Annotated in this window: 20 protein-coding genes and 2 pseudogenes; 7 read left to right on the plus strand and 15 right to left on the minus strand. The window is 46.3% G+C overall.

Going from position 1 to position 23,036, the window contains the following annotated elements:
• Nucleotides 1–153: 153 nt before the first annotated feature.
• The 3 genes and pseudogenes from MC7420_RS21820 to MC7420_RS21830 form a co-directional block, all read right to left on the minus strand.
• Nucleotides 154–732 (minus strand): annotated as a pseudogene (locus MC7420_RS21820) (ABC transporter transmembrane domain-containing protein); the annotation flags it as partial.
• A gap of 156 nt (nucleotides 733–888) precedes the next feature.
• Nucleotides 889–1,383, minus strand: a complete 495-nt coding sequence (locus tag MC7420_RS21825; RefSeq protein ID WP_006102841.1) for a hypothetical protein — start codon at nucleotides 1,381–1,383, stop codon at nucleotides 889–891.
• A gap of 248 nt (nucleotides 1,384–1,631) precedes the next feature.
• Nucleotides 1,632–3,068: a sodium/glutamate symporter gene (locus MC7420_RS21830; protein WP_006102993.1), complete on the minus strand. Its 1,437-nt coding sequence runs from the start codon at nucleotides 3,066–3,068 to the stop codon at nucleotides 1,632–1,634.
• 372 nt (nucleotides 3,069–3,440) lie between these two features.
• On the opposite strand from MC7420_RS21830, the pseudogene MC7420_RS21835 reads away from it, so the two are divergent.
• A pseudogene (locus MC7420_RS21835) lies at nucleotides 3,441–3,797 on the plus strand (ATP-binding protein); the annotation flags it as partial.
• Between the two features lie 195 nt (nucleotides 3,798–3,992).
• Nucleotides 3,993–4,193 carry a hypothetical protein gene (locus MC7420_RS21840; protein ID WP_006103023.1) on the plus strand — a complete coding sequence of 67 codons (201 nt, stop codon included), beginning with the start codon at nucleotides 3,993–3,995 and terminating at the stop codon, nucleotides 4,191–4,193.
• Between the two features lie 40 nt (nucleotides 4,194–4,233).
• Here the strand turns inward: MC7420_RS21840 and MC7420_RS21845 are convergent, their stop codons facing one another.
• The 5 genes from MC7420_RS21845 to rpsB all read right to left on the minus strand — a co-directional run bounded on the left by MC7420_RS21845 (nucleotide 4,234) and on the right by rpsB (nucleotide 13,067).
• Nucleotides 4,234–7,377, minus strand: coding sequence for a type ISP restriction/modification enzyme (locus MC7420_RS21845; RefSeq protein ID WP_006103060.1), 3,144 nt, complete (start codon nucleotides 7,375–7,377; stop codon nucleotides 4,234–4,236).
• 150 nt (nucleotides 7,378–7,527) lie between these two features.
• On the minus strand, nucleotides 7,528–10,008 hold the full coding sequence (gene recG / locus MC7420_RS21850; protein ID WP_006102883.1) for an ATP-dependent DNA helicase RecG: 2,481 nt from the start codon (nucleotides 10,006–10,008) through the stop codon (nucleotides 7,528–7,530).
• Nucleotides 10,009–10,108: 100 nt separating this feature from the next.
• On the minus strand, nucleotides 10,109–10,972 hold the full coding sequence (locus MC7420_RS21855) for a hypothetical protein (protein ID WP_044208824.1): 864 nt from the start codon (nucleotides 10,970–10,972) through the stop codon (nucleotides 10,109–10,111).
• Between the two features lie 356 nt (nucleotides 10,973–11,328).
• On the minus strand, nucleotides 11,329–11,952 hold the full coding sequence (tsf, locus tag MC7420_RS21860; RefSeq protein ID WP_006102905.1) for a translation elongation factor Ts: 624 nt from the start codon (nucleotides 11,950–11,952) through the stop codon (nucleotides 11,329–11,331).
• 185 nt (nucleotides 11,953–12,137) lie between these two features.
• Nucleotides 12,138–13,067 carry a 30S ribosomal protein S2 gene (rpsB, locus tag MC7420_RS21865; RefSeq protein ID WP_006102929.1) on the minus strand — a complete coding sequence of 310 codons (930 nt, stop codon included), beginning with the start codon at nucleotides 13,065–13,067 and terminating at the stop codon, nucleotides 12,138–12,140.
• A 182-nt stretch (nucleotides 13,068–13,249) separates the two neighbouring features.
• Between rpsB and MC7420_RS21870 the strand changes: the two genes are divergently transcribed.
• Complete coding sequence (locus tag MC7420_RS21870) at nucleotides 13,250–14,443, plus strand: aminotransferase class V-fold PLP-dependent enzyme (protein WP_044208826.1); 1,194 nt, start codon at nucleotides 13,250–13,252, stop codon at nucleotides 14,441–14,443.
• 136 nt (nucleotides 14,444–14,579) lie between these two features.
• Here MC7420_RS21870 and MC7420_RS21875 read toward each other — a convergent pair whose 3' ends face one another.
• The 4 genes from MC7420_RS21875 to psb27 all read right to left on the minus strand — a co-directional run bounded on the left by MC7420_RS21875 (nucleotide 14,580) and on the right by psb27 (nucleotide 18,615).
• Complete coding sequence (locus MC7420_RS21875) at nucleotides 14,580–15,821, minus strand: sensor histidine kinase (protein ID WP_006103037.1); 1,242 nt, start codon at nucleotides 15,819–15,821, stop codon at nucleotides 14,580–14,582.
• A gap of 109 nt (nucleotides 15,822–15,930) precedes the next feature.
• Nucleotides 15,931–16,146, minus strand: coding sequence for a hypothetical protein (locus MC7420_RS40140; protein ID WP_006103086.1), 216 nt, complete (start codon nucleotides 16,144–16,146; stop codon nucleotides 15,931–15,933).
• A 186-nt stretch (nucleotides 16,147–16,332) separates the two neighbouring features.
• A complete protein-coding gene (locus MC7420_RS21880; protein ID WP_006102831.1) occupies nucleotides 16,333–17,814 on the minus strand; it encodes a family 10 glycosylhydrolase in 1,482 nt (493 codons plus the stop codon).
• A gap of 402 nt (nucleotides 17,815–18,216) precedes the next feature.
• Nucleotides 18,217–18,615 (minus strand): photosystem II protein Psb27, encoded by a 399-nt coding sequence (psb27, locus tag MC7420_RS21890; protein WP_006103006.1) that lies wholly within the window; start codon nucleotides 18,613–18,615, stop codon nucleotides 18,217–18,219.
• A gap of 146 nt (nucleotides 18,616–18,761) precedes the next feature.
• Between psb27 and MC7420_RS21895 the strand changes: the two genes are divergently transcribed.
• From MC7420_RS21895 to MC7420_RS21910, 4 genes are all read left to right on the plus strand, one after another.
• Nucleotides 18,762–18,950, plus strand: coding sequence for a hypothetical protein (locus tag MC7420_RS21895; RefSeq protein WP_006103047.1), 189 nt, complete (start codon nucleotides 18,762–18,764; stop codon nucleotides 18,948–18,950).
• Between the two features lie 26 nt (nucleotides 18,951–18,976).
• Nucleotides 18,977–19,399 carry a hypothetical protein gene (locus MC7420_RS42780; RefSeq protein ID WP_006103014.1) on the plus strand — a complete coding sequence of 141 codons (423 nt, stop codon included), beginning with the start codon at nucleotides 18,977–18,979 and terminating at the stop codon, nucleotides 19,397–19,399.
• Nucleotides 19,400–19,401: 2 nt separating this feature from the next.
• A complete protein-coding gene (locus MC7420_RS21905) occupies nucleotides 19,402–20,616 on the plus strand; it encodes an RNA-guided endonuclease InsQ/TnpB family protein (protein ID WP_006102927.1) in 1,215 nt (404 codons plus the stop codon).
• A gap of 158 nt (nucleotides 20,617–20,774) precedes the next feature.
• Nucleotides 20,775–21,098: a hypothetical protein gene (locus MC7420_RS21910; RefSeq protein WP_006102957.1), complete on the plus strand. Its 324-nt coding sequence runs from the start codon at nucleotides 20,775–20,777 to the stop codon at nucleotides 21,096–21,098.
• A 216-nt stretch (nucleotides 21,099–21,314) separates the two neighbouring features.
• On the opposite strand, the gene MC7420_RS21915 is transcribed toward MC7420_RS21910, so the two are convergent.
• From MC7420_RS21915 to MC7420_RS21920, 3 genes are read right to left on the minus strand one after another with little or no spacing between them, the layout of a single operon-like run.
• A complete protein-coding gene (locus MC7420_RS21915; RefSeq protein ID WP_006102828.1) occupies nucleotides 21,315–22,469 on the minus strand; it encodes an ABC transporter ATP-binding protein in 1,155 nt (384 codons plus the stop codon).
• The gene (locus tag MC7420_RS41735) at nucleotides 22,420–22,581 is read right to left on the minus strand and encodes a hypothetical protein (protein ID WP_198016528.1); all 162 of its coding nucleotides are present in this window, start codon (nucleotides 22,579–22,581) and stop codon (nucleotides 22,420–22,422) included. Before MC7420_RS41735 ends, MC7420_RS21915 begins: the two co-directional genes overlap by 50 nt.
• A gap of 22 nt (nucleotides 22,582–22,603) precedes the next feature.
• The gene (locus MC7420_RS21920; protein WP_006103078.1) at nucleotides 22,604–22,873 is read right to left on the minus strand and encodes an Asr1405/Asl0597 family protein; all 270 of its coding nucleotides are present in this window, start codon (nucleotides 22,871–22,873) and stop codon (nucleotides 22,604–22,606) included.
• Nucleotides 22,874–23,036: the final 163 nt, after the last annotated feature.

A 23,036-nucleotide genomic window follows, 5' to 3' on the forward strand; every position in this document is an offset into this window, starting at 1 on the left:
CTGTATTTTTAAGATTTTCTTAAATTTTCTGGGCTTTCTTCTCATACGTCCAGTTTTGCTGACGGTAGACTTCCGCAACAACCAGTAAACTCTTATATTGATGATGACTAAAACCCTCAAGTCTAGCCCCTGCCTCGATTAGCTGGTCTATAATCCCAAGATAAACACAAAAGAAATCAAAAATAATAGGGCAATACGCCACTCAATGAACCAGATCACTACAAAAATGCCGCATACCCGTGCCAGTTTGGGAATCAGTTGTCCGGCAATTTCCGGATACGTCCAGGTATGATTGGCTAGACCTTTCGCGAGTCGTCCGGCAATTCGTCCGGGATTATTTTCATCATAAAATTCTAGAGGAAGCGTGAGAATTTTGCGGATGGCATTTTCTGATTGATCGCGACGGGCGCGTAGGGGGATTGCCCAGTGAAACCAGCTACCTAGCCAGGGTTGAATCAGTGCCCTGACAACAGTGACGATAAAAATGATACCCACTAACACAGTCAGAGAGAAGGACTGATTGACGGGATTTTGGGTTAGGGTAGCGACTGGGGTAATTACCGTTTGCATCAGCCTATCCAACGGTTGATCGGATAGGACATTGAGAATCTGCCCGATCGCATAAGGCACCACTAAATCAATTATTTCCAATAGACTGGCAGCCGTTATGCTAAAAATCGAGATGCCCCAGTACGGTCGATAATAGGTGAGAATATCTCGAAATGTTGCCATGATGCTCCTGATCTAGCCGCACTGGTCTCATCAACCCAGCGGAATTCTATTATCTGGTTGCATAACAATATATTTTTCTATTTATAACGAATAATTAATAAATCCAGCAAAAACTGGATTGGTAATCAAAATTCTTTTGTCCTAATTCCCATCCCATCAATGGTACATTTGTAGCCGGAGAAGGTAGTGACCCAGGCGCACCTTGCCAGACCAGAGTTCATAGTCAAGTTCCAAGCTTTGGGGTAAGGGGTATCCCTCTAGTTTCAGCATCCGCGTATAGTTTCGCAGTTGCAACGACTGATGCTTCTTCGTCGCCTTTTCATGAAGCCAATAGCGACTGATACCATAAACCCCTCGCTCCCAACGATGACGATAACTCAAATTACCATTTGCCTGCATCGTCATAATCATCCGATAGGGGGAAATTTCTAGCCACAAAAGTCGCTGGGGAGTGCGCTTTACGACATCCGTGGGGCTAGTTTGGGGGGGATGTCGGGATTCCCATTCCGGGAGTGGGGGTTCTCTCAAGAGTAAGTGAAAGCGATCGCGTTCTTTTTGATACAGTGTCGCTGCTGTTTCGATGGTGAACCAAATCGGCAGATCAGTCGATACAACTGAAAGACAAACAGGTAAGCGGTGATGTGTGAGCATGGATCTTACAAATGTAAAAGCAGACGGATAGCATACTTTCCTACAAACCCCGTGACCGCAATCCGGGACTGAAAGGGTAAATCGACCTGATCAGTGGATATGCTCATTTTAGAGTACAAAGTCCAGGACGGGGACATTAGTGCAACAAGGCAGAAATAACTAAACAGCTAACATCTTCAGACGTTCCACCGGAGGAGTCGCTACAAGCTTCCCCTGCTTCCCTATTCCTTACGTATTAACGCCTATCCTTACTCAATTCCTTTTTCCGCTTTTCTGGCTCGTCTGGCTTGTTTACCAAATGCGAGAAATCCAAAAATCAGCCAAGCGACGAGAATCCCGCTAGTGAGAAACAAGATGGAAACCAGACCGAATCTAGCAATCAGACTCGGTGCAGCTGCGGTGAATAATCCACCGCCAACAATGGGTTCAAAAAATAACTGTTTGTAGGCAAAACTTTCAAAGGCACCGGAGCGATTGTCTGGGTCAACCATTCGCAATAATAAAATACCCGTTGCAGTGACTCCCATCGATTGTCCCAAATCACCTAGCCCCCGTTCAAACCAGTAAGAAGGAATTACACGCGGGGCGAGATAAAGAAAGGCAAAAATATTCCAAGTTATCCCAGCGACACTCAGCAGCAGAAAGGAACCAAAGTTTTCTCCGAGTACGGTTAGCGAAATGGTGGCTAAGGCGGTAACGACGACAATATCTAAGGCGACTCCAGCAATATTATTCATTAAAGGGCGAATAATTAGCGGATGGAGTCCTAATCGTTCCATCAGCAACTGGACTATAATTCCACCTACTAGCGCCATAGGAAATAGGGGAACATAACTCATCATTTCAAATCCGCCGACACCCCATGTCACTGACTCGATCCAGATTAATCCTTGCAGAAGTAACCAACCGATCGCGATCGCTAATCCGACAAAGCCAAAGTTTAGCGACAGCGGATCAATTAACATATTTCGCATCAAGCGCGATCGCGCCCTGCGGATTTGCGGGGTTTCACTGTGGGTGTAATCCTCAAACCATTCCGGTTCAGCTACATTTTGCTGAACGCCTTGCACATAGCCTTGGCGTCTCCCCCAATTCGCCAGTACCGTTCCCGTGACAATCCCCGACACAATCCCCACCGTGGCTAATCCTACCGCCAAGTCAGCACCATCGGGAAACCCCAACTCTTGAAATGTTCCCGCCATCCCTGCGGCTGTACCATGTCCCCCTTCAAAGGCAATTTCAATTAAAGCGGCTGCTGTGGGATCGATTCCAAAGACAGGGATCAGGATTAGCAAGGTGAGTAAAATCCCGACTACATATTGTCCCCACGCCAAACTTTGACCAAATACAACTTGAGGTGCAGCCTTATTCCAGATGTCCCTGGGATGGGGAATCGATTCACCCAGAAACAAAGCGGCGAAGACGATATTGATAAACACCCCAGGAGACTGTGACCACACATCCCGAATGGATTCAGGGAAGACGCCATTCGCCAGGGGTGAATTTGGATTTGCGATCGCACCCAAAACTTGGGGTCCCAACACCAGCGCCACCACACCCGCGACAATGGATTCGGGAATGTAGAGTTTCTGTATCCAACGGATTTTTTGGTGAATGAACCGCCCCACCAGAATCAGGAGTACAACCAGGATAAAGGCAAACAGGGCATCTTTGAGACTAGACATAACATTTTACTTAATCTATGGAGGGATGCCAGCCAACTTGAACCCAGCGCTGGCGGGCAAGGAATAATGAATCGATTTAAGCACAAAGCCATGACTGTTGCTTGACTGATCGCGGTAATTCCTACAATTTTTGTTCTCTCTGTACTCCAGTTGACTTCTCCCCTCCTTACAAGAGAGGGGATTCTAATTGGCTCATAAGATTGATGTAGATTTGCCCAACGGGAGTATATAGACATCATGATTGTAAATGCTCAGTTGAGATATATTTTTATAAAAAAAATGAAAGAGAATCCGGAACACAACTATTTCAGTTAGTATGTCAGTGTATTCCCAGCACACAGACATGCCCGAATAAGATGAATTGATTTTATCATGATGTTGGATTTACAGAAAATTTTTCAAGCTACAAACCCCGACAAACCCTTATTCGTAGACAAGTCTCAAGAAGACCAAAACTATTATATCGATTTCTCGTCAGTACGTGGCGGACAGATTATCGAAGAGTTGAAGAATCTGATCGCTATTTTATCGCCGGAGAAACCCACTTGCCAGCTATTTACTGGACATCTTGGTTGTGGCAAGTCTACGGAATTACGGCAACTCAAAGCCGAATTGGAGCAACAAGGATTTCACGTTGTTTACTTTGAGTCCGATCAAAACCTGGAAATGGCAGATGTGGATGTCAGCGATATTTTGCTGGCGATCGCGCATCTACTCAATAACCTTTTAGGTATATCATAATTAACCCAAATCTTTCAATTGACTCAAGTCTGATTGGGGCAGTAGGATAGACGTAGTTGGATGCTCGGAACAGATAGATAAATCTAGAGGTTAGTAACAGTTAGCAAAGATGGAGTAAAAAGCGCTATTGCTTTTTGGTGAAACGGCATCCGTTTACTTTTGAACAAAAGGAGATGTTAATTAATGAGTGAGTATGTTTTAGCACGCATTGAAGCCATCCAACAAGAATTAGAAGCTTTAAGACAACTCGTGGCTCATCAAGTTCAGAATACCAAGCGTCAAACCCATTTAAAAGGATTATGGAAAGATGTTGAGATCACAGATAAGGATATAGAAGCGGCAAAACAAGCTGTTTTTCGGGATGCCTATAATTGGCAAGATTGAGGTAATGATGCTACTTGATCATTACTTAGTTGATCCAATTCTACTCAAGTGGAAAACTGGGAATTAATTTATCAATCTCTTCCATGAGTTGCATGGTTTCTTTGAGAGCAACCACGACTTTTTGATAGTGCAACAGTTCATCAAAGGACAAGGTACGTTTGGCTTTTTTGCGGTCTTTCAGCCATTTGCTTAAGACTTGATAACCCCCAATCTTAAACTCCCACACATCGGGAGCAATACCTTCAAAATAGCGGGTTTTGTTGATGTAAACACGTTGTTCTTTGGGTTTGTAGGTGACTTCGGTAACAGCATTGTCACCATCGCCGCCTATTTTGGTAATTAGGTTGTTGAGTTTCTTAGATTTCATTAGGTGCAGATCGACTAATTCTTGACCTTTTGTCCCTAAGTCTTTGAAGAGTTTATCGTTGCTGGTTAAGGGGACACGGGGAAAGTCAATTTTGAGGAATTCGGCGTAGCGTTGGCGATAGGTGGGGCTGTGGAAGATGGCGTAGATATAGTAAAAGATGGCTTCTGGGGTGGGGATGTAACCAAGTTTCTCTCGAATTTCGGTAATGAAATCTGAAGAGAGATTAGGAGATTTTTCAACAAATAAATTACCTTGATTGTTTTGAGTATCAGGATAAATATATAAAGGAGCAACATAAGCATTATCTGCAGAGGATAAAATTGTTTTGTCTACTAATCCCTGAGCTACTAAAAAATTAGAAACTACTTGCTCACGACTATTACGTATGAAACACATAGCAACATTATCACCAGCCAGTAAGTGGCTCATAACCTCTGGGCGAGGCATACAGATTAAGCCACGAGAAGTACCAGTATAGTATGTGAATCGAGTATCGAAGGGACGATAGGAGATTTGATGTATTCTTGATACATCTAGTTTAGATGACCACACATCTTTTTGGGCTAGACTTATTTTCCAATCACGAGAGTCATTTCCCAAGCTATATTTTTTTCTTGCTGATTCTTCTTCTAAATTAATAAAATCTTTTAATGTTTTTTCGACGTTGTTTTTTTCCCAATGTATTGCGAAATCATCTCTTGCCGAGTACAAACCTACAGAGTTTACAGGCATTACTTCATTGATTTTCCACTCGCTTTCATACTCTGCCTCTGAATCAACCTTCATGGGTACAAAGCGGTATTCTGGTGAACGTGGGTTAATCGCTTCCCAGTTCACAGTTTCTATACTATTAATTGACAGCCAATAGTATTTGCCGCCAGATATTTTTTGTTTGTCATTATCTTTTGCAATAACTTCACAAACACCCCATAAATCTGCATGATATACATCTGCTATTTTAGCGTTATTAAGATTTATTTTTTTTACAAAAAATCCAATTGCCACGCCTGGTTGAATATCAAAAACGTTTTCATCTTTTGAACCGTCAGGATTAATCTCAGGAGGTTTAGAGCTTCCGTGTAAATCAAGAATATAAATTTCGTCAAAGGTCTGCATTAAATTTTGACGCATTCCCCGAAAAGTAGAATTCTTTAAGTATCCATGATTAGTGATGAAGGCTAATATACCGTAACCTGTTGTTTCAATTCGCCATTGAGCAAAGCGTATAAATTTTACATAATCATCTTGTAAACCTTTTGGATTTTTTTCTCTTAAATCTTTGTTGTCAACCTTATAGTAGTCTCGCACTAGACCACTTATCCATTTTCCTGTGTTTAATGATTCATAAGAGTAAGGAGGATTACCTAACACCACCATTACAGGTGTATCTTGCTTCACTGTCGAGGCTTCATTGGCTTCCTGTGCCACAAACTGACCAAACAAAATCTCTGATTTTTTCAGTGCCTCATCCAGTGTATTTGTCAAATAAATCCCTAATCGCTGTTTCCCCTTAAATTGATACCCCAATTCTTGCAGTGCTAGCCCTAGCTTAAGGTGAGCAATCGCATAAGGTGCCATCAATAACTCAAAGCCAAACAAGCGATTCAGCAAATTTTCTTCCACATAGCTATCCCACTGGTTCGCCATGCCAATGTCTTCCAGATTGCGATAAATCTGTTTAATTACCTCATACAAAAACGTCCCCGTACCCGTTGCTGGATCAAGAATTTGCACTCTCGGCTTCTGGGTTTTCGGATCTTTGGTATTATCCGCTAAACCTAACGGCAAATTAAACCGTTCTTTGAGAATCGCATCAACGGAACGCACAATAAACGACACCACAGGTTCCGGTGTATAATAAACCCCCCGACTCTTTCGCAAGGCTTTATTATACGCCGCCAGAAATGTCTCATAAAAATGTACAACTGGATCATCTTGGCGAGTGCGTTGCCCAAAGTTTTCGAGAATACTACTCATATCCACCTGAGCCAGCAATTGAACTAAATCATCAATTGCCCAATCAATCTGACTCACAGCATCCGTTTCCACAATCGTATTAAATAACCGCTTTAAAAATGGATTCGTTGCCGGAATATAGGTGCCAGCCGTGCGACGGGTAAACCCCTCACTCCCTGGATTTTGGGCATGACCCACTCGTGCCGCAAATAACCCATAAGATATGGTCTGAGCATACATATCAGCAAAGTCAGGATCGGTTAATTGGGGGAGTAATACTTCGCTAAATCCCTGCTTTAATTGATGTAATTCTCCCTTATTTCCCTCCTGGCTCAAAGCGGTTAAAGTTGCTAAGCGAATTGCCTTGGTTAACCTTGCCATCTGTTGAGCTAAGTCTTCAGGATTGCTGATAATCTCCCCAGTATAGTTGAGAAACTGATCCAACAGGGCGGCAATCTTTTCCGTAGAGACGCGCCATGGCGCGTCTCTACTGTCGTTAATATCTGCTAATACCTGCTTCAGTCGCCGCTTTCCATTGACATACCAGCGAAACTCTAGATAATTAGTTAACACCAGATTTGGGAACGATTCTAGATAACGCTGCAATTGCTCTGTTTTTTCAATCGAATTGAGATCTGACCCCACATCTTTAGCTTCCACATAACCCACCAGCAAGTCTCGCCGCTTTACCGTAAAATCGGGAATCCCGGCTTTGTTGCCTTTTTCTTCAATTACGGCATCAATTCCATTAGCCGGATCATCCAGTAAGGTTTTTAAGGCGGGGTAATGGCTGCGTTCACTTCCTTTTTGTCGGTTTTTTTGAATGGATTTCAGATAAGACTCAAAGGAGATAGAGGGCATGGTACTTTAACGTTAGTGGGATGGGTAAAATCTTGTTTAGCGGTGTCGCGCCAGTAGGTTGGGTTGAACGATAGTGAAATCCAATACCATAAGAGAATTGTAGTAATCGCCATAGCGGTTAGTAGAGACGCGCCATGGCGCGTCTCTACATTAGGTTAAAATCGCCCCACCCATTAACTTAGAATACCGATAGTCCAACTCCGCCTTAACTAACGGCAAATTCTCCAACGCCTTATCCTCCAGCACAATCTTCTCCGCCGCATCTCTTGCCAAATTCAACACCTCTTGATCCTCCACCAAACTGGCTAAAGCAAAATCCGCTAACCCCGACTGACGCCGCCCCAAAACTTCCCCTGGACCCCGAAACCGCATATCCATTTCCGAGATAAAAAAGCCATCTTGCGACTGTTCCAACACCCCCAAACGCTGACGCGCGGTATCCGTTTTTGACCCACTCATTAATAAACAATAGGATTGATGAGAACCGCGCCCTACCCGCCCTCGTAATTGGTGTAACTGCGACAAACCAAACCGTTCCGCATTTTCAATCATCATCACCGTCGCATTGGGGACATCTACTCCTACCTCAATTACTGTTGTGGAGACAATAATTTGCGTCTGATTATCCCGAAACGCATTCAGCGCTTCATCTTTTTCTGCTGAACTCATCCGCCCATGCAACAATCCCACCTGAAATTGTGGGAAAATACTTTCAGAGAGTCGCTGATGTTCCTCTACTGCCGATCGCACATCTAATTTCTCTGATTCTTCAATTAACGGTAGGACTATATACACCTGACGCCCTTGGGCAATTTCTCGCCGCATCAAGTCATAAGCGTTTTGGCGTTCCTTCCCCGTTAATACCGATGTGTGAATATTTTGGCGCCCTGGTGGTAACTCATCAATTTGACTCACATCCAAATCCCCATGCAAAGTTAACGCCAAGGTTCGCGGAATTGGTGTCGCTGTCAGGGTTAACACATGGGGCGATTGTCCCTTTTGTTGCAACTGCGCCCGTTGTTCTACCCCAAATCGATGTTGTTCATCTATTACTACCAATCCTAAGCGTTGAAAATTTACCGGGTCCTGAATTAACGCATGGGTTCCCACTAATAGCGGTAATTCCCCAGTTTCCAACTGAGAATGGATTTCCCGGCGCTTCTTTACCTTCACAGAACCCGTTAGTAATTCCACGGGCAGATGGAGTAAATTAAACCAACTGACTAATTTACGATAATGCTGTTCTGCTAACACTTCCGTTGGTGCCATTAATGCAGCTTGATACCCAGATTGAATCGCCGCCAAAATCGCAATTACCGCCACCACCGTTTTCCCGGAACCCACATCCCCTTGGACTAAGCGATTCATTGGGGTGGGTTGTTGTAAATCATTGAGAATATCATTCACCACCCGTTTTTGGGCAGAGGTAAGTTCAAAGGGTAATAGCTGATAAAATCGATCAATCAGTTTCCCCGTGGGCGCGAGAATAGCACTGGATTGAACTTGCTGCTGCATTTTCCGCCGCTGGAGAAATCCTAACTGTAAATAGAAAAACTCATCAAACACCAAGCGGCGTCTGGCACGGCTGAGGGTATCTGTATCAGTAGGAAAATGGAGATTCGCGATCGCGTCACTAACTCCCATCAAATCATACTGCTGGCGCATCCCCTTCGGCAATGGCTCTTGCAGTTGATTCACTGCTGGTAACGCCGCCATCACCGCCTGTCTCACCCAATCGGCGGGAACCCCTTCGGTCAACGGATAAACGGGCATCACCCGACCAATTTTTAAAGAATCAATACTCCCCCCCAAATGGTCTAAAACCTCAATTTCTGGGGTATCCAGAGTAATCCCATACTTATTCTTTTTCACCAACCCCGACGCCGCCACAATCGCCCCCGCTGGATAGCGACGTTTTTGTTGTTCTTGCCACCCCCGATGACTGAAACGATTCCCGGCAAAAAAGCGATTCAGTTTTAGTTGACCCGTACTATCTTTAATTAATAACTCAAAAATCGATAACTTCTTATTCCGAGGACTGGTAAAACAGTTACAACGCTTCACCGTACCCACTACCGTTACCGTCTCCCCGGCGACTAAATCCTTAACATTCACCTGACGGGCATAATCAATATGATCCCTCGGATAATAGTAGAGCATATCTCGCACCGTATATACTCCCAAACGCCCTAAATAATCACTGCGGCGACGACCAATATCGGGTAACTCGGACAACGGTGAGTCCAGGGTAAAATTGACGTTTACCTTAGATGTTTCCGCCACCAGAGGCGTAGTCTGGGGAGATTTAACCATCGATGTTTGAGGCGGATGAGTCTTTTCCCGTTCCCGGCGTTGAAGTTCCTGTTGCAGCTTGTAGAGAAACTGTCGCGTATCTACCACCAGATGTTGACGCGCTTCTACCGTCTGATGATGATAACGTTCAAACTCAGCCGCAATTGACTGCCATTTGCGCCGTTCCACCGGGAGAAGTCCGTTGGGTGTCTTGCCCAAACTGAGGCAAAGAAACTCACTAAAACGATACTGATTTCCCTGTAAATCAGTAAAGCCATTTTCGGCTTCCACCGCTAGCGCTTTTTGCAATCGTGTCCAATCTGGAAATTCTGTACTCACAATCTCTGATGATTAATAAGCTTTTTTCTTCACTATTGCCTATTGCCTATTGCCTATTGCCTATTGCCTATTGCCTATTGCCTAGCGCGTAGCGCTATAACTAATCCTCAAACCAACTCGCCCGCCATGCGGCTTCGGCTTGAACTACTGCCCACTCCCGTTGTTTTTTACGATATTGTCGCTGAAATTTAGTGGTATGGGCAAGCAGGTTACGGATTTGATTCCGCACTTTGACCAATTGCGGTTCTGTAAACTCAATTTCGGATAGGCGCAGGTTAACCGCAATAATTCGGGTTAGGGTTGAATCATCGTCATCCTCCGGCGTTTGGGTTTCGACTAAAAGGTTGAGTAGATTTGAACCCGGACTGCTTTCACCCGCCGCATCCGCTTTGGTTGCCGCTTCCAGGACTGTTGGGGGTAGTTTATCAGGAATAATACCCTCTTGTTGTAAAAGATGATTCGTCTCCACGGAAACCGTTTGCAAGGTGAGAGCAATTTGGTCTTCGAGCATCTCTTGCCACTGTAGCAGTTGATCCGGCAGAATCGGTTTTTGGGGGGTGAGGGCTGAATCGGGAGATGGATTCGTCGTCGTTTCCGCCGAGGATTCCGTTGACTCCATCAGCGGTTCTAACTCCTCATCCTCGTCTTCTAGTTCATCGTCCAGGCTTAAGGATAGGTCTTGAGGAAGCTGTAGGTGTAAAAGTAACTCGTCTTTTCCTTCCTTGCCAATCTGACGCAAGGCTTGCTGTAAATTTTGGCGCTGATTGAAGGACAAACTTAAAAAGGCGTCGGGATAGCCTTGAGTACACACCTGATAACCTGCCAGCATTAACTGTTTTTGCACAGTTTGCCCCAACACGGTCAAATAGGTGGCGTAACTGTCGTGAAGTTGGGAAGCCAGATGTGCGATCGCTCCCTCCATCTTACCTAAGTCCTGCTCAATGCGTTCAATTGCGCTCACCATTATCTGCTACTGCTCCCGATAGGTCTCCTTTTTACCAAAAAACGTAGTGTCGTGGCACAGCTAAAATAGGGTTTTGTTTGTAGTAAGCACTTTAGTGCTATAACGCTTAGCTAGAGAGGGCTGAGGTTCCCTCACTACGAACCAATTCTAATTCATCAAATAAGGTGTGCCACGCCAGTAGGGTGGGTTAGGCGGACTTTCATTAAGGCGGTACCCATTTAATTAACTATCCGCCGTAACCCACCACTGTTAACATTCTTGGGTGTATTTTTATTAAATCGGAAGTTGAATTTTCTCCGATAACTAAGGGCGCACGCCATGCGCCCCTACAATAAACGGCTTCAGCGACGCGACATTTAGTCTGATGATTCCGATTCAATCCCCTCACCCAAAACATAGCGGGTAAAGCGACGCACCTGGATATTTTCTCCTAACAGCGCAACGGTTTCTTTAACCAACTCTTCTACAGATTTGCTTTGATCTCGGATATAAGGTTGATCCATTAATGATAATTCCTTCAACCGTTTCTCAATCCGCCCCTGAACAATCTTCTCTTTAATATTGTCCGGTTTCTTCGCTAGGTCATCGCGTCCCATTTCAATTTCTTTTTCCCGTTGGGTAATCGCAGCGGGAATATCGTCCACCGACACATACTCGACATTCGGACAAGCTGCCACTTGCATGGCGATATCCTTAACCAAGGCTTGGAATTCCTCGCGACGACCCACAAAATCCGTCTCGCAATTGACTTCCACTAAGACACCAACTCGTCCCCCAGTGTGGATATAGCTACCCACAATTCCTTCAGCCGCCATCCGACCGGATTTTTTCTCAGCTGAGGCAATTCCTTTCTGACGCAGCCATTCGATGGCTTTGTTCATATCGCCCTCGTTTTCTTTGAGCGCTTTTTTGCAGTCCATCATGCCTGCGCCAGTTTTTTCCCGTAACTCTTTGACGAGTTTTGCTGATATTTCCGCCATCTTGCCTTTATTCCTCCTTTGTTGTTTGTCGTGTTAACGATTAGCACTATCTTGGAACAAATCGGACAAAAACCGGAGCAAATCGGTAAGTCTAACCATTACTCCGGTTTGGTAACTACTCAGTGCCACTGAACAACGGACAGATAACCCCAGTGTATCGGGTGAGCCTGAAAATGCATTGCCGCTTATTCTTCACTGTCCTGGCTTTCCTCGGCGCTGTTCTGGCTTTCCTCGGCGCTGTTCTGGCTTTCCTCGGCGCTGTTCTGGCTTTCCTCGGCGCTGTTCTGGCTTTCCTCGACGCTGTTCTGGCTTTCCTCGGCACTCTCCTCGCTTTCTTCGTCTGACTCAAAGGAGTCCATATCTTCCTCGCTATACTCGTCTTCCATCTCGTCTAGGGCTTGGGCAAACTCTTGCTCGTCCTCTGTTTCCAGTTCCCCGTGACGCCCTTCATAGATGGCATCGGCTAATTTACCAATGATTAGTTTAATTGACCGAATCGCATCGTCATTGGCGGGAATCGGAATATCCACCACATCCGGGTCACAATTGGTATCCAGCATCGAGACGACGGGAATGCTGAGTTTTTCACATTCTTTGATGGCATTATATTCCCGGCGCTGGTCAATAATTACCACAATGTCGGGGATGCGCCGCATCATTTTGATGCCACCGAGATATTTTTGCAGCTTGCCCAGTTCCCGGCGCAGTACGGCGGCTTCTTTTTTCGGCAAGAGGTCAAGGGCACCACTTTCTTCCCGGCGTTCCAGTTCTTTGAGTCGTTCAACCCGCCCTTTGATGGTTTCCCAGTTGGTTAACATTCCCCCCAACCAGCGTTGGTTGACGTAGTACGCACCACAACGACTGGCTTCTTGAGCAATAATTCCGGCGGCTTGGCGCTTGGTACCGACAAACAGACAGCGTTTTCCTTGTTCGGTAGCGGTTCGCATGTAGCTGTAGGCTTCTTCCATCAACTGGGCTGTTTGCACCAAGTCAATGATATGAACCCCATTTCGAGCAGTATAAATGTACTGATCCATGCGGGGATTCCAGCGGCGGGTCTGGTGACCGAAGTGAACCCCGGCTTCCATCATTTGAGCCAAAGAGACGACTGGCATAATTAATATTAAACTCCTTATTCGGGTTTATCCTCCATTCAGGCGGATTTCCTGGTGGGAAACACCCGAAATCCTGAATGTGCGATTTTTGACAACCTTTCTAAGGTAACATGAATAGTCGGACAATATTCAAGTTGACGGTTGGGAATGGGGAATGGGGAATAGGGAATAGGCAATGGGCAATGGGGAAGAGTCGGGATTTGACATTAGATTGGCAACGCGCCCGTCAAGACACACCGGGCTGTGAAACGGTTTTACATTTTAATAATGCAGGTGCAGCATTAATGCCGCAGTCGGTTTTAGATGCCGTTGTCGGGCATTTACAATTAGAAGCCCAAATGGGTGGCTATGAAGCGGCGGCACAGCAAGTTGAGGCAGTGGAACGGGTCTATGATGCCGTGGCGACACTGTTAGGCTGTCAGCGCCAGGAAGTTGCCCTGATTGAAAATGCCACCAGAGCTTGGGATATGGGGTTTTATAGCATACCTCTGAAAAAAGGCGATCGCATCCTTACCGGGGTATCGGAATATGGTAGTAATTTCATTGCCTTTCTGCAAGTTGCGAGGAAAACAGGGGCAACCATTGAGGTGATTCCCAATGATGAATTTGGGCAAATTTCTATTCCTAAATTACGCCAAGCAATTGATCAGCGGGTAAAGTTAATTGCGATTACCCATGTTGCTACAAATGGGGGATTAGTTAACCCAGCCGTGGACGTGGGAAACGTGGCAAAAGACGCTGGTATTTTATATTTACTCGACGCCTGTCAATCCGTGGGACAAATGCCCATTGATGTCAATGAAATTGGCTGCGATATGCTCTCCGCGACGGGACGTAAATATTTACGCGGACCCAGAGGGACGGGATTTTTGTATGTTAGAGAAGAGGTGATTGAGCAATTAGAACCGCCCTTTTTGGATATGCAGGCTGCTGAATGGCTGAGTCGGGATACATTTAAAATTCGTGCCGATGCCCGTCGGTTTGAAAATTGGGAAACCAACTATGCTGGAAAAATTGGGTTAGGTGTGGCGGTTGATTATGCCTTAAATTGGGGACTAGCAGCGATTGAGCATCGGATTCGTCATTTGGCGAACAGATTGCGTGACCAACTGAGTGATATTGATGGGGTGAAGGTTCAGGATTTAGGACAGAAAAAATGCGGGATTGTTAGTTTTACGGTTGCGGGAAAAGAACCGAGTGAAATTAAGCAGTTACTGAGTGAAAAAAAGATTAATCTATCGGTTTCTGCCGCCCAAGGCACGCGATTAGATATGGACGCACGCGGGTTGGCGTCTGTGTTAAGGGCTTCTGTTCATTATTACAACACCGAAGCCGAAGTTGAGCGATTTAGTACAACATTGGCATCTTTGGTTTGACAGGGAACGGGGAATGGAGACACCTACCCCCCAATTCCGCTGCGAACCTCTGCGTTAACCTCAATCTTAAAAAACCTACCCTTGTGAGGCTCCCCCCGCTCCCCCTCACCACAACACTTATTCAGCAGTACCCTACCTACTCCCCCTGTTTCCCCGCCTCCGGAGTTAATAACGCTGGAATCGTGAAATAAAAGGTTGTTCCAACTCCCGGAGATGATTCAACCCAAATTTGTCCGCCGTGATGTTCCACAATTTTCTGACAAATCGATAAACCAATTCCCGTACCTGGATATTCTTCATTGGTGTGTAGACGTTGAAATACCTTAAAAATTCGTTCAAAATACGCCGCTTCCACACCAATCCCATTATCCTCAACCCGAAACACCCATTCATTCACCGCAGTGGGTTCTGACGTACTCGGCAATACCATAGCGAATTCATCACTCAATGAAGACGTTTTTTGGCGCAATTCTGCCGCAATTTTAATCTCCGGTGCAACCTCCGGGGAGCAAAATTTGAGGGCATTACTGATTAAGTTTTGAAACAGTTGTACCAGTTGGATGCCATCTGCCATGACGATGGGTAAATGTTCGCAGGTAATCACAGCACCCTGCCCTTGAATTACACTGTCTAAATTCGCCAAAACAGACTCAACCACCTGATTACAATCGGTGGGTTCAAATTCTTCTCCCTGAGTCTCGACTCGTGAATAATTCAGCAAATCTTGAATGAGCTGTTCCATGCGATCGCCTGCTTCTAAAATTCGCTTCATGTAGTGAGCGGCTTTATCATCCAACAAACTCTGGTATTTTTGGCAAAAAAGCTGACCAAACGCTTTCATCGTTTGCAGGGGCGATCGCAAATCATGAGAGGCGATGCGGGCAAATTCTTCCAAGTCTTGATTCGAGCGGATTAGCTCTGCGTTAAGCTGCTGAAGTTGTTGATTTTGGTACTGCAATTGCCGATTTTGCTCGACAATTTGCTGTTGCTGGCGAACAACCATCAGTTGATTATTCACCCGCGATAACACTTCTTTTACCTGAAAGGGCTTAGTAATATAGTCGGTTCCTCCTACCTCAAAGGCTTTTACTTTATCCCATTCATTATCCAATGCGCTCAAAAAAATGATGGGAATGTGCTGGGTGCGTTCATCGGATTTTAAGTGCTGACACAGTTCATACCCATCCATTTGAGGCATCATAATATCCAGCAAAATGAGCTGCGGTAAAGCCTTTTCGATCCCCATTAATGCCATCTTCGCACTAATGGCATTCCTTACCCGATATCCTGCCTCGGTTAGAGTTGTCGATAATAAACGCAGGTTGTTAGGCTGATCATCAACAATTAAAACATAGCCGGGATTCTTTGGGTTACTCATGGTAAAAGGGTTGCGTCAGGTTCATTAGGGTGTCAAACCGAAACTCATTAACTATAAGGACAAGGGCTTCAGCTAAGGAAGCGTTAGATGCCGGAATTTGCTCAATGAGTTAGTTCATGAGTTCATGATCAAGACTGCTAGCTGCTTGATGGAGTTGTATAATCCACTCACTTGGCATTATCGCTAAATGTTCGGATGTCAGCAACAATGGGCAGATTTTTTCCTCGGATGGGGAGATTGAATGAGTGAACCCATGGCGATAGCGTACACCTAAATAGTCTGCCATCTGGGTGAAGATGGTTTCCTCCCGAAACGGTTTAATCACTACATCATTAAGCTATGTAAAATAGCGAGGGAGACGGCAATGCCCACCCTACGGTAGCTCAAGGGTTTTGGTGTTCCCAAAATGCTTAAGGAGCGTGCTATTCAACTTAAACATCTTGTGCAAACCTGACATGCTCCCAACGACTCAGCCCATAGTAATCGCCTGGACAAAGTTACTGATGAAACCTTACTGTAACCGACAGAACTTGCGATCGCGGTCAAATTGAGGATCTTGCCAGGAAAAAGCAAAATGACTGATACCACTGACATTGGGTATCCGTTGGCGGATTGCCTGCATCTGTTTTTCTAGAGAGGGGCGATTGCTGACAGATTTACCCCAGGTTCCGGCTAGTGCTGGTGTGATTTTGGTATTCAGGGGTGCCTTATCCACAACTCGTCGGACTAAGCTCTCAATACAACCCGTATGACCGCAAACGCCGTAAGACATGGGATGCCATTCTAGGGATGGAGAAAAATGATCCCAAGGTTGTAGTCGAGAATCATACCCCCCTTGTCCTACCACTTGATTGCCATCGGGAAAAAATACGGCTCCGGCTTTGATTCCCGCCCGTTGAACGGGTAATGTTGCCATGGAAAGAAAATCTAACACCCCTTGAGCCGCATGAGCTACACTAAGCTGCCACAGTTGCCAGTTTAAGGATGCTGCACTATCTGACTCAGAGGGCGATCGCCCTTGCCACATTGGGGTGGATTCGTTGGCATAGCGCGTCTTGACCGATTCCACATCGCCCGCGCTAATCGAACCATCCTGTACATAGCGCTGAATCAGTTCTCGCCCTTGATTATTAAGAGCGCGATTATATAAGGCTTGTCGAGACGCATCACTATAGATCCATAAATCTTTTACCTTAGTGGCAACCGAATCTGAGCCACTGCCACGCGGATAACGAATATAGTCAAATAAAACACCATCAGGACGACGTTTTGTCACCGCCTGAACCAATTGGTAGTAATCAGTTTTAGCTTGATTATTATAGGGATCAATAAAAGCTTGGGACTGGTCATGGACATAGGATAAACTGGTTTGACCGCGACCATTGCGAGCCAGAACACTTTGCCGATCGCGGCGTTGAGCATACCTGTAGCCGAAGTTCATCGAGAACATCCAAGCATAAACCCGCAATCCTCGTTCATGTCCTTTTTGAATCGTCTGAGCTAATAAATCGACCCGTTCATATCCCGGTGTTCGCACGACGGGGGGCCAGGGGGTGGGGTTGTCTGAGGCGGGGAGTAAAACTTGACCATCGGAAAAGACTTCAACATAGACCTTGTTGTAGCCTCGATTGACAATCCGGTCGAGAATCTCATCAATCGCACCCGCGCGAACATCACAGGCATAGAGGCGTAGCCAGATCGCTTGGTCTTGGGGGAAGGTGCGATCGCGACATTGGCGCAAAACGTCAGCATGTTGCTTGACGATGGCTTTATAGCGGTTATTGAAATCTGGATTTCCTTTAATCGCACCCTGGCGCAGGCTTTCTTTTTGCGCGATCGCATCATCCGTAAAGTGGCAATAGGCAGCCGTTTGAGCTTGAGCCGTTTTAGCCACGTAGCCCTGAGTGATGATGCTACTCGTCAGCAAGGCAGCAACCAGTGAGCGATAATAATAGCGCCAATGCCATCCTCTAGGGACAAGACCGTTGGACATTCCTACAAAAACCACAAAAGAACGATAAGTTAGTGTCTTTAGTATTAACAGACGATCGAACCAATCGACAAATTATGCCAAAATCAGCACGTTCTTTTGTAGTTCTGAGCGTTTTGTCCTATTTCCGGACAGTTGCGCTCAGGTATCCTGATTTTGACCTTCACAGCGTTCGAGGGCATGGCGCGTGAATGTGTAGGGGCGGGTTTAGGGATTTTATTGTAGCTATTAATGGTAACGTTTCGACAAAACCCGCCCTCACTGTTCCAGACGTAGCCTGCTACGTCTCTACACCTAATCACCCTCTGCTTCCCCTGCTTCCCCTGCTCCCCCTGCTTCCCCAGCTTCCCCAGCTCCCCCTGCTCCCCCTGCTCCCCCAGCTCCCCCATCTCCCTTTAAATCAGGTCAAGCGCCGCGTCTTATCGCTCGCTCCACCTGCCGGAATTCTTGCTCTAGACGCTCTTTGAGCTTTTGGGGTAAAGGACGATTGGGATAGGAGCTGTAGTACCCAGCCAAAGAATTGAGAGCTGTTCTCATCGTGGAGAATGAACTCAGGTTAGCGACAGAGCCATCTCGACGATAGCGAGAAATATACTCATTAATGCTTTGACGCGCTTTTGACTGAGCCTCTGCCTTATCAGGCGCATCGTCTGGTAGTTCAATAGCCGCTCTCAAGGAGTCCAAGGCGGTCAGGGTGTCTTGGCGATAATTGCCAACCAAGCCAGTACTGCTGGACGAACACCCCGTTAGCGCGATCGCAACCACGAGGACAAGGGCAACAAGACGAGATAAGTAGCGCTTCATAAGCATCATTCACCATAGATAAAAGTTTCAAAGTAAAATCGATCCTAACCCGGATTGGTGATCCATAGTTTTGAGTTTTGAGGATTTGGGTAGGGGTTTGGTTACCAAACCCCCGAAAATGTTACTGTACTCCAGAGGTGTTAAACATGGATTCAAAAACGAATGACGTTAAACAAATAGCATCCCAATTACTCGCAGGGATGCTGGCTAATCCTCATATTTACGCCACAATCAGTGATGAGGGACACCAAGGACAGCTCGAACAAAAACTGATCCTGATGGCGGTGGAGATGGCGGAGGACTTGATTGACAAGGTTGAAAGTCGTCATCCTTGAACCAACCAGTTATGTGAAGCAGCACCATGGGTTATACCACCTATTTCGAGGGAATCTTTAGCCTTGACCAACGATTATGGGATAGCCAAGTTCTCTATTTACTCGCTTTCGCCAATACACGACGGGTTAAGCGGGATGTCACCGTACTGCAAAATGCTCCTGACCCCGCACGAGTTGCCGTAGGATTACCCTTAGGAACAGATGGCGGCTATTTTGTCAATCAACAATGGGATGAAGACCACGATGAGATTTCAGTGGTTGACTATAATAAATCCCCCTCTGATCAACCCGGCTTGTGGTGTCAGTGGATTCCCACCCGAATCGCGAGGGGCTACCCCTTCAACGAAGTAAGGGGTAGGGGGATAGCGGAAAATGCGAGGGGTCAATCCCCGAAGTATTTTCAATCTCTCTCTTTCTATCTATCTATCCCATGTAGTGGTATAGTTTAGCCATGAAACAAGTTCTCACAATAGTTGTAAAGCTCCAGCCCTCTCCTGAACAAGTTGCCTTCTTAGAGGCAACTCTTCAGGCGTTTGCGGACGCTTGTAACTACGTGAACGAAAACACAGACCCTAAGCTGACCAACAAAATTGCTATCCAGTCCTTAGTCTACCAAACCATCAAGAAAAAATTCAATCTGGTGGCAAACATGGCAGTTAGGGCTTGTGCGCGTGTAGCTGCCAACCGCAAGGTAGCCAAGCTAAAAGGCAAACCTGTTAAAAGATTTGCCCCAAGCAGCATGGACTGTGACAAAGACTTGTTTCGCTTCCGAGAACAAGACTGGACGGTAAGCCTTGCTACCGTTCACGGCAGAGAGCGAATTGAGCTGAAGTCCGGGAATTACCAAAGGGGAAAACTCAAAGGGAGAAACCCTACTTCTGCTCAACTGTGTAAGCATCGCGATGGTCAGTTCTACCTGCACATCCAAATTAAAGACGAAGCTCCCGACTCATCCGTGAAAGACTTGGTGATAGGTATCGACTTGGGACGCCGAGACATTGCAGTTACATCAGAGGGCAAAAAGTGGGACGGTTTGCACATTCAGTCAGTACGAGATAAGTTTTATCAAGTTAGGGCGTCTCTCCAGAAAAAAGCCTCGAAAGGCACGAGGACGACTCGGCGCAGATGTCGAGAAGTCTTGAAACGGCTGTCGGGACGAGAGAGACGCTACCAGCAATGGCTCAATCACAACATCTCCAAATCGGTGGTTAGACGAGCAGTTGAGTATAGTGCCTCTATTGCTATAGAAGACCTTACGGGAATTAGGGAAAGAACCAACGAGCAACCCAGAAGCAAGACGGAACGTAGACGCTCGAATTCATGGGCATTCTACCAACTGCGAATGTTCATTGAGTACAAAGCGCTTGGGGCAGGTGTTCAGGTTATCCCTATCTCCCCTCGCTACACCTCCCAAATGTGTCACAACTGCTTACACATTCACCCGGTAAAAGGAAAGTCTTACCGTAGTGGCAAGACTTTCAGGTGTGGGCATTGTGGTTGGCATGGAGATGCCGACTTTAATGGAGCCAATAATATTGCACTTGTGGGGCTGTCTATAAACCAGCCTGGAGGCACGGGGTTATCGTGCAAGCTAAGCCGAACTATTAAGTATGTTCAGCGTTCGACTGAGCGCTCACGCCGAAGTCTTAGCTTGTTCGATGACTGAGCGGGCTACTAAAAACCCAGACCTCAGCTCTTAGCAGGTCTGGGTAGTTTATTTCTGATGGGAGTGGGATTCAGTGGGATGGTGGTGAAAAGTTTTATCACTACATCGCTTGGTTACAATACCTGATCCTTCATTTCCTCCAACCTTGGGGGTATCAGTTGCAGGGTGAAGTTAAATGGCAAGGTGAAGATCCCACTGATCAGGGAGTGATTCGGGTTGAAAATAATCAGCTTGTTTTACCAGCCGGGATTGATTTTCTCAAAGAAGCAACTGCCCCCATTCCTGTCCCCCATCTGGTGATGCAAGGATTAGAAGCCATTCAAGCTGTCAATCAAACAGCTTTGTATAGTTGGTTAGCGGCAGAACAAACCGCCCTTGAGTTAGGATATCCTGAAACTGCCCACTGGATTCAATCCCATCTGGAACTGTATATCCGTGGGATGAAGCAAGGGTTTGTTGGCGAGGCTCACACTCACACTTAACTGGTGAAGGGTTTGGGGAGCTATATATAAGTCCCGCGCTGTATGCGTAGTTTTACTCGTGGTGGATACATGGACTCCCCAAGTCAACACCTCGACTTCGCTCGGTGTTGACGCTGAGCGGAGTCGAAGTGAGCGGAGTCGAAGTGAGCGGAGTCGAAGTGAGCGGAGTCGAAGGGTCAATCCCTTGTAAGGTAAGCGTTTTTCTTCAAAGAAAGCCTATTGCCCATTGCCCATTGCCCAGCCCGTAGCGCTATAGGCTGGAGTTATGGGTGTACTTGTAGTAATTGTGGGAAAAATTGGGATCGATGGATCAGCCACAGATAATTGAACTCTGATTCCCACAGGTAAGGGTGTATTCAGGGCGGTGCGAGCATGGAGTTCTTTACCCGACGGGGTTTGAAGACAATACCGATACTCCCGACCTAAAAAATGGCGATCGCGAATTAAGAGGGGTGCATCATTATCGGGCTTGAGAATTACGTTTTCTTCCCGCAGCATTAGTTCTCCAGAATCAGGAATGGCGTCATTTGGGAATTGGATGTTGTTGGGACATTCTCTATTGCTGATTTCAAACGAACCCACCTCAGTTTCCCATAGCTGTCCCCGACGACGGGCGGGTAAGAAATTGGCTTGGGTGACGAATTCAGCGACAAAACGAGAGGCTGGGTTAGTATAAATTTCTTCCGGGGTTCCCAACTGTTCTAAACATCCCGCCCGCATCACTCCCACTTGATCGGAGATGGATAGGGCTTCTTCTCTGTCGTGGGTGACAAAAATTGCCGATGTGCCGATTTCTTTAAGGATGGATCGCACTTCTTGGCGCAACCGCAGACGCACTTGCACATCCAGATTACTTAGGGGTTCATCTAACAGGATTAAACTGGGACGTGGTGCTAACGCCCGGGCGAGGGCGACTCGCTGCTGTTGTCCTCCGGATAGTTCATGAGGATAGCGTTTCTCTAATCCGGATAATCCTACCAGTGCGATCGCGTCAGCCGTATTTTTCTTAATGGATGTCCGATTCATCCCGCTGCGGCGGTTTTTCAAACCAAAAGCCACATTCTCTGCCACATTCAGATGAGGGAATAAGGCATAATCTTGAAACACCATACCCGTGTTCCGTTGTTCTGGAGGTGTCCAATACCCGGAACCCGCAACCGGGTGTCCAGCCAAAACAACCAGTCCCGACTGAGGACGCTCAAACCCCGCCACAATCCGCAGTAGAGTTGTTTTGCCACAGCCAGAGGGACCCAATAACCCCAGTAAATCACCTTGACGCAATGTTAACGTCACCCGATCAACGGCTGGAGTCGTATGTTGATCATAGTGCTTGGTAATGTCCTCTAAATGTAGAATCGCTGCTTGTTCCATAGAATGTTTTTGACCCTTCACGACTTTCGAGGGAACCTAGTTTTGAGATGGGTGTAGGAGTAGATTGCACTACTATCGCTTCCCCTGCTCCCCCTGCTCCCAGACGTAGCATGCTACGTCTCTACATTGCTCCCTCATTTCCCCCTCTTCCTACTGCGGCTAGGAAGCCGCCAGCAGTCTTCCAGCCAAGATGCTAGATCTCGGCGTGGTACGGTTAACTGTCTGACCACACTCCACAGTTGAATCGCTGTCACCGGATCATGAATCTCAGCCGTGAGTGGCTGGTTCATCCCGCAGTGACTCGCGATCGATAGTTCCTGTAAACGGCGGTACACTTGCCACCGATCGGCTTGATTAATGTCAATCACTTGACCAGTTTTGGGTTGGGAACTCCAGGGATTCATTTTTCTCTCAAAATGCGATATATTATCATTAATGTCTGTCGCCAGACATTAAATTTTCCATAAGAACTGCTGTGACAGGGAGTTTAAGCCGGATTTTACTCCCGTATCCTAGTGTAAGCTAGGTGGGAGTCAAATGCTAATCTTTCTCAATTAATCGACTAAA

The organism is Coleofasciculus chthonoplastes PCC 7420 (assembly GCF_000155555.1).
In the GTDB taxonomy this organism is placed as follows: domain Bacteria; phylum Cyanobacteriota; class Cyanobacteriia; order Cyanobacteriales; family Coleofasciculaceae; genus Coleofasciculus; species Coleofasciculus chthonoplastes_A.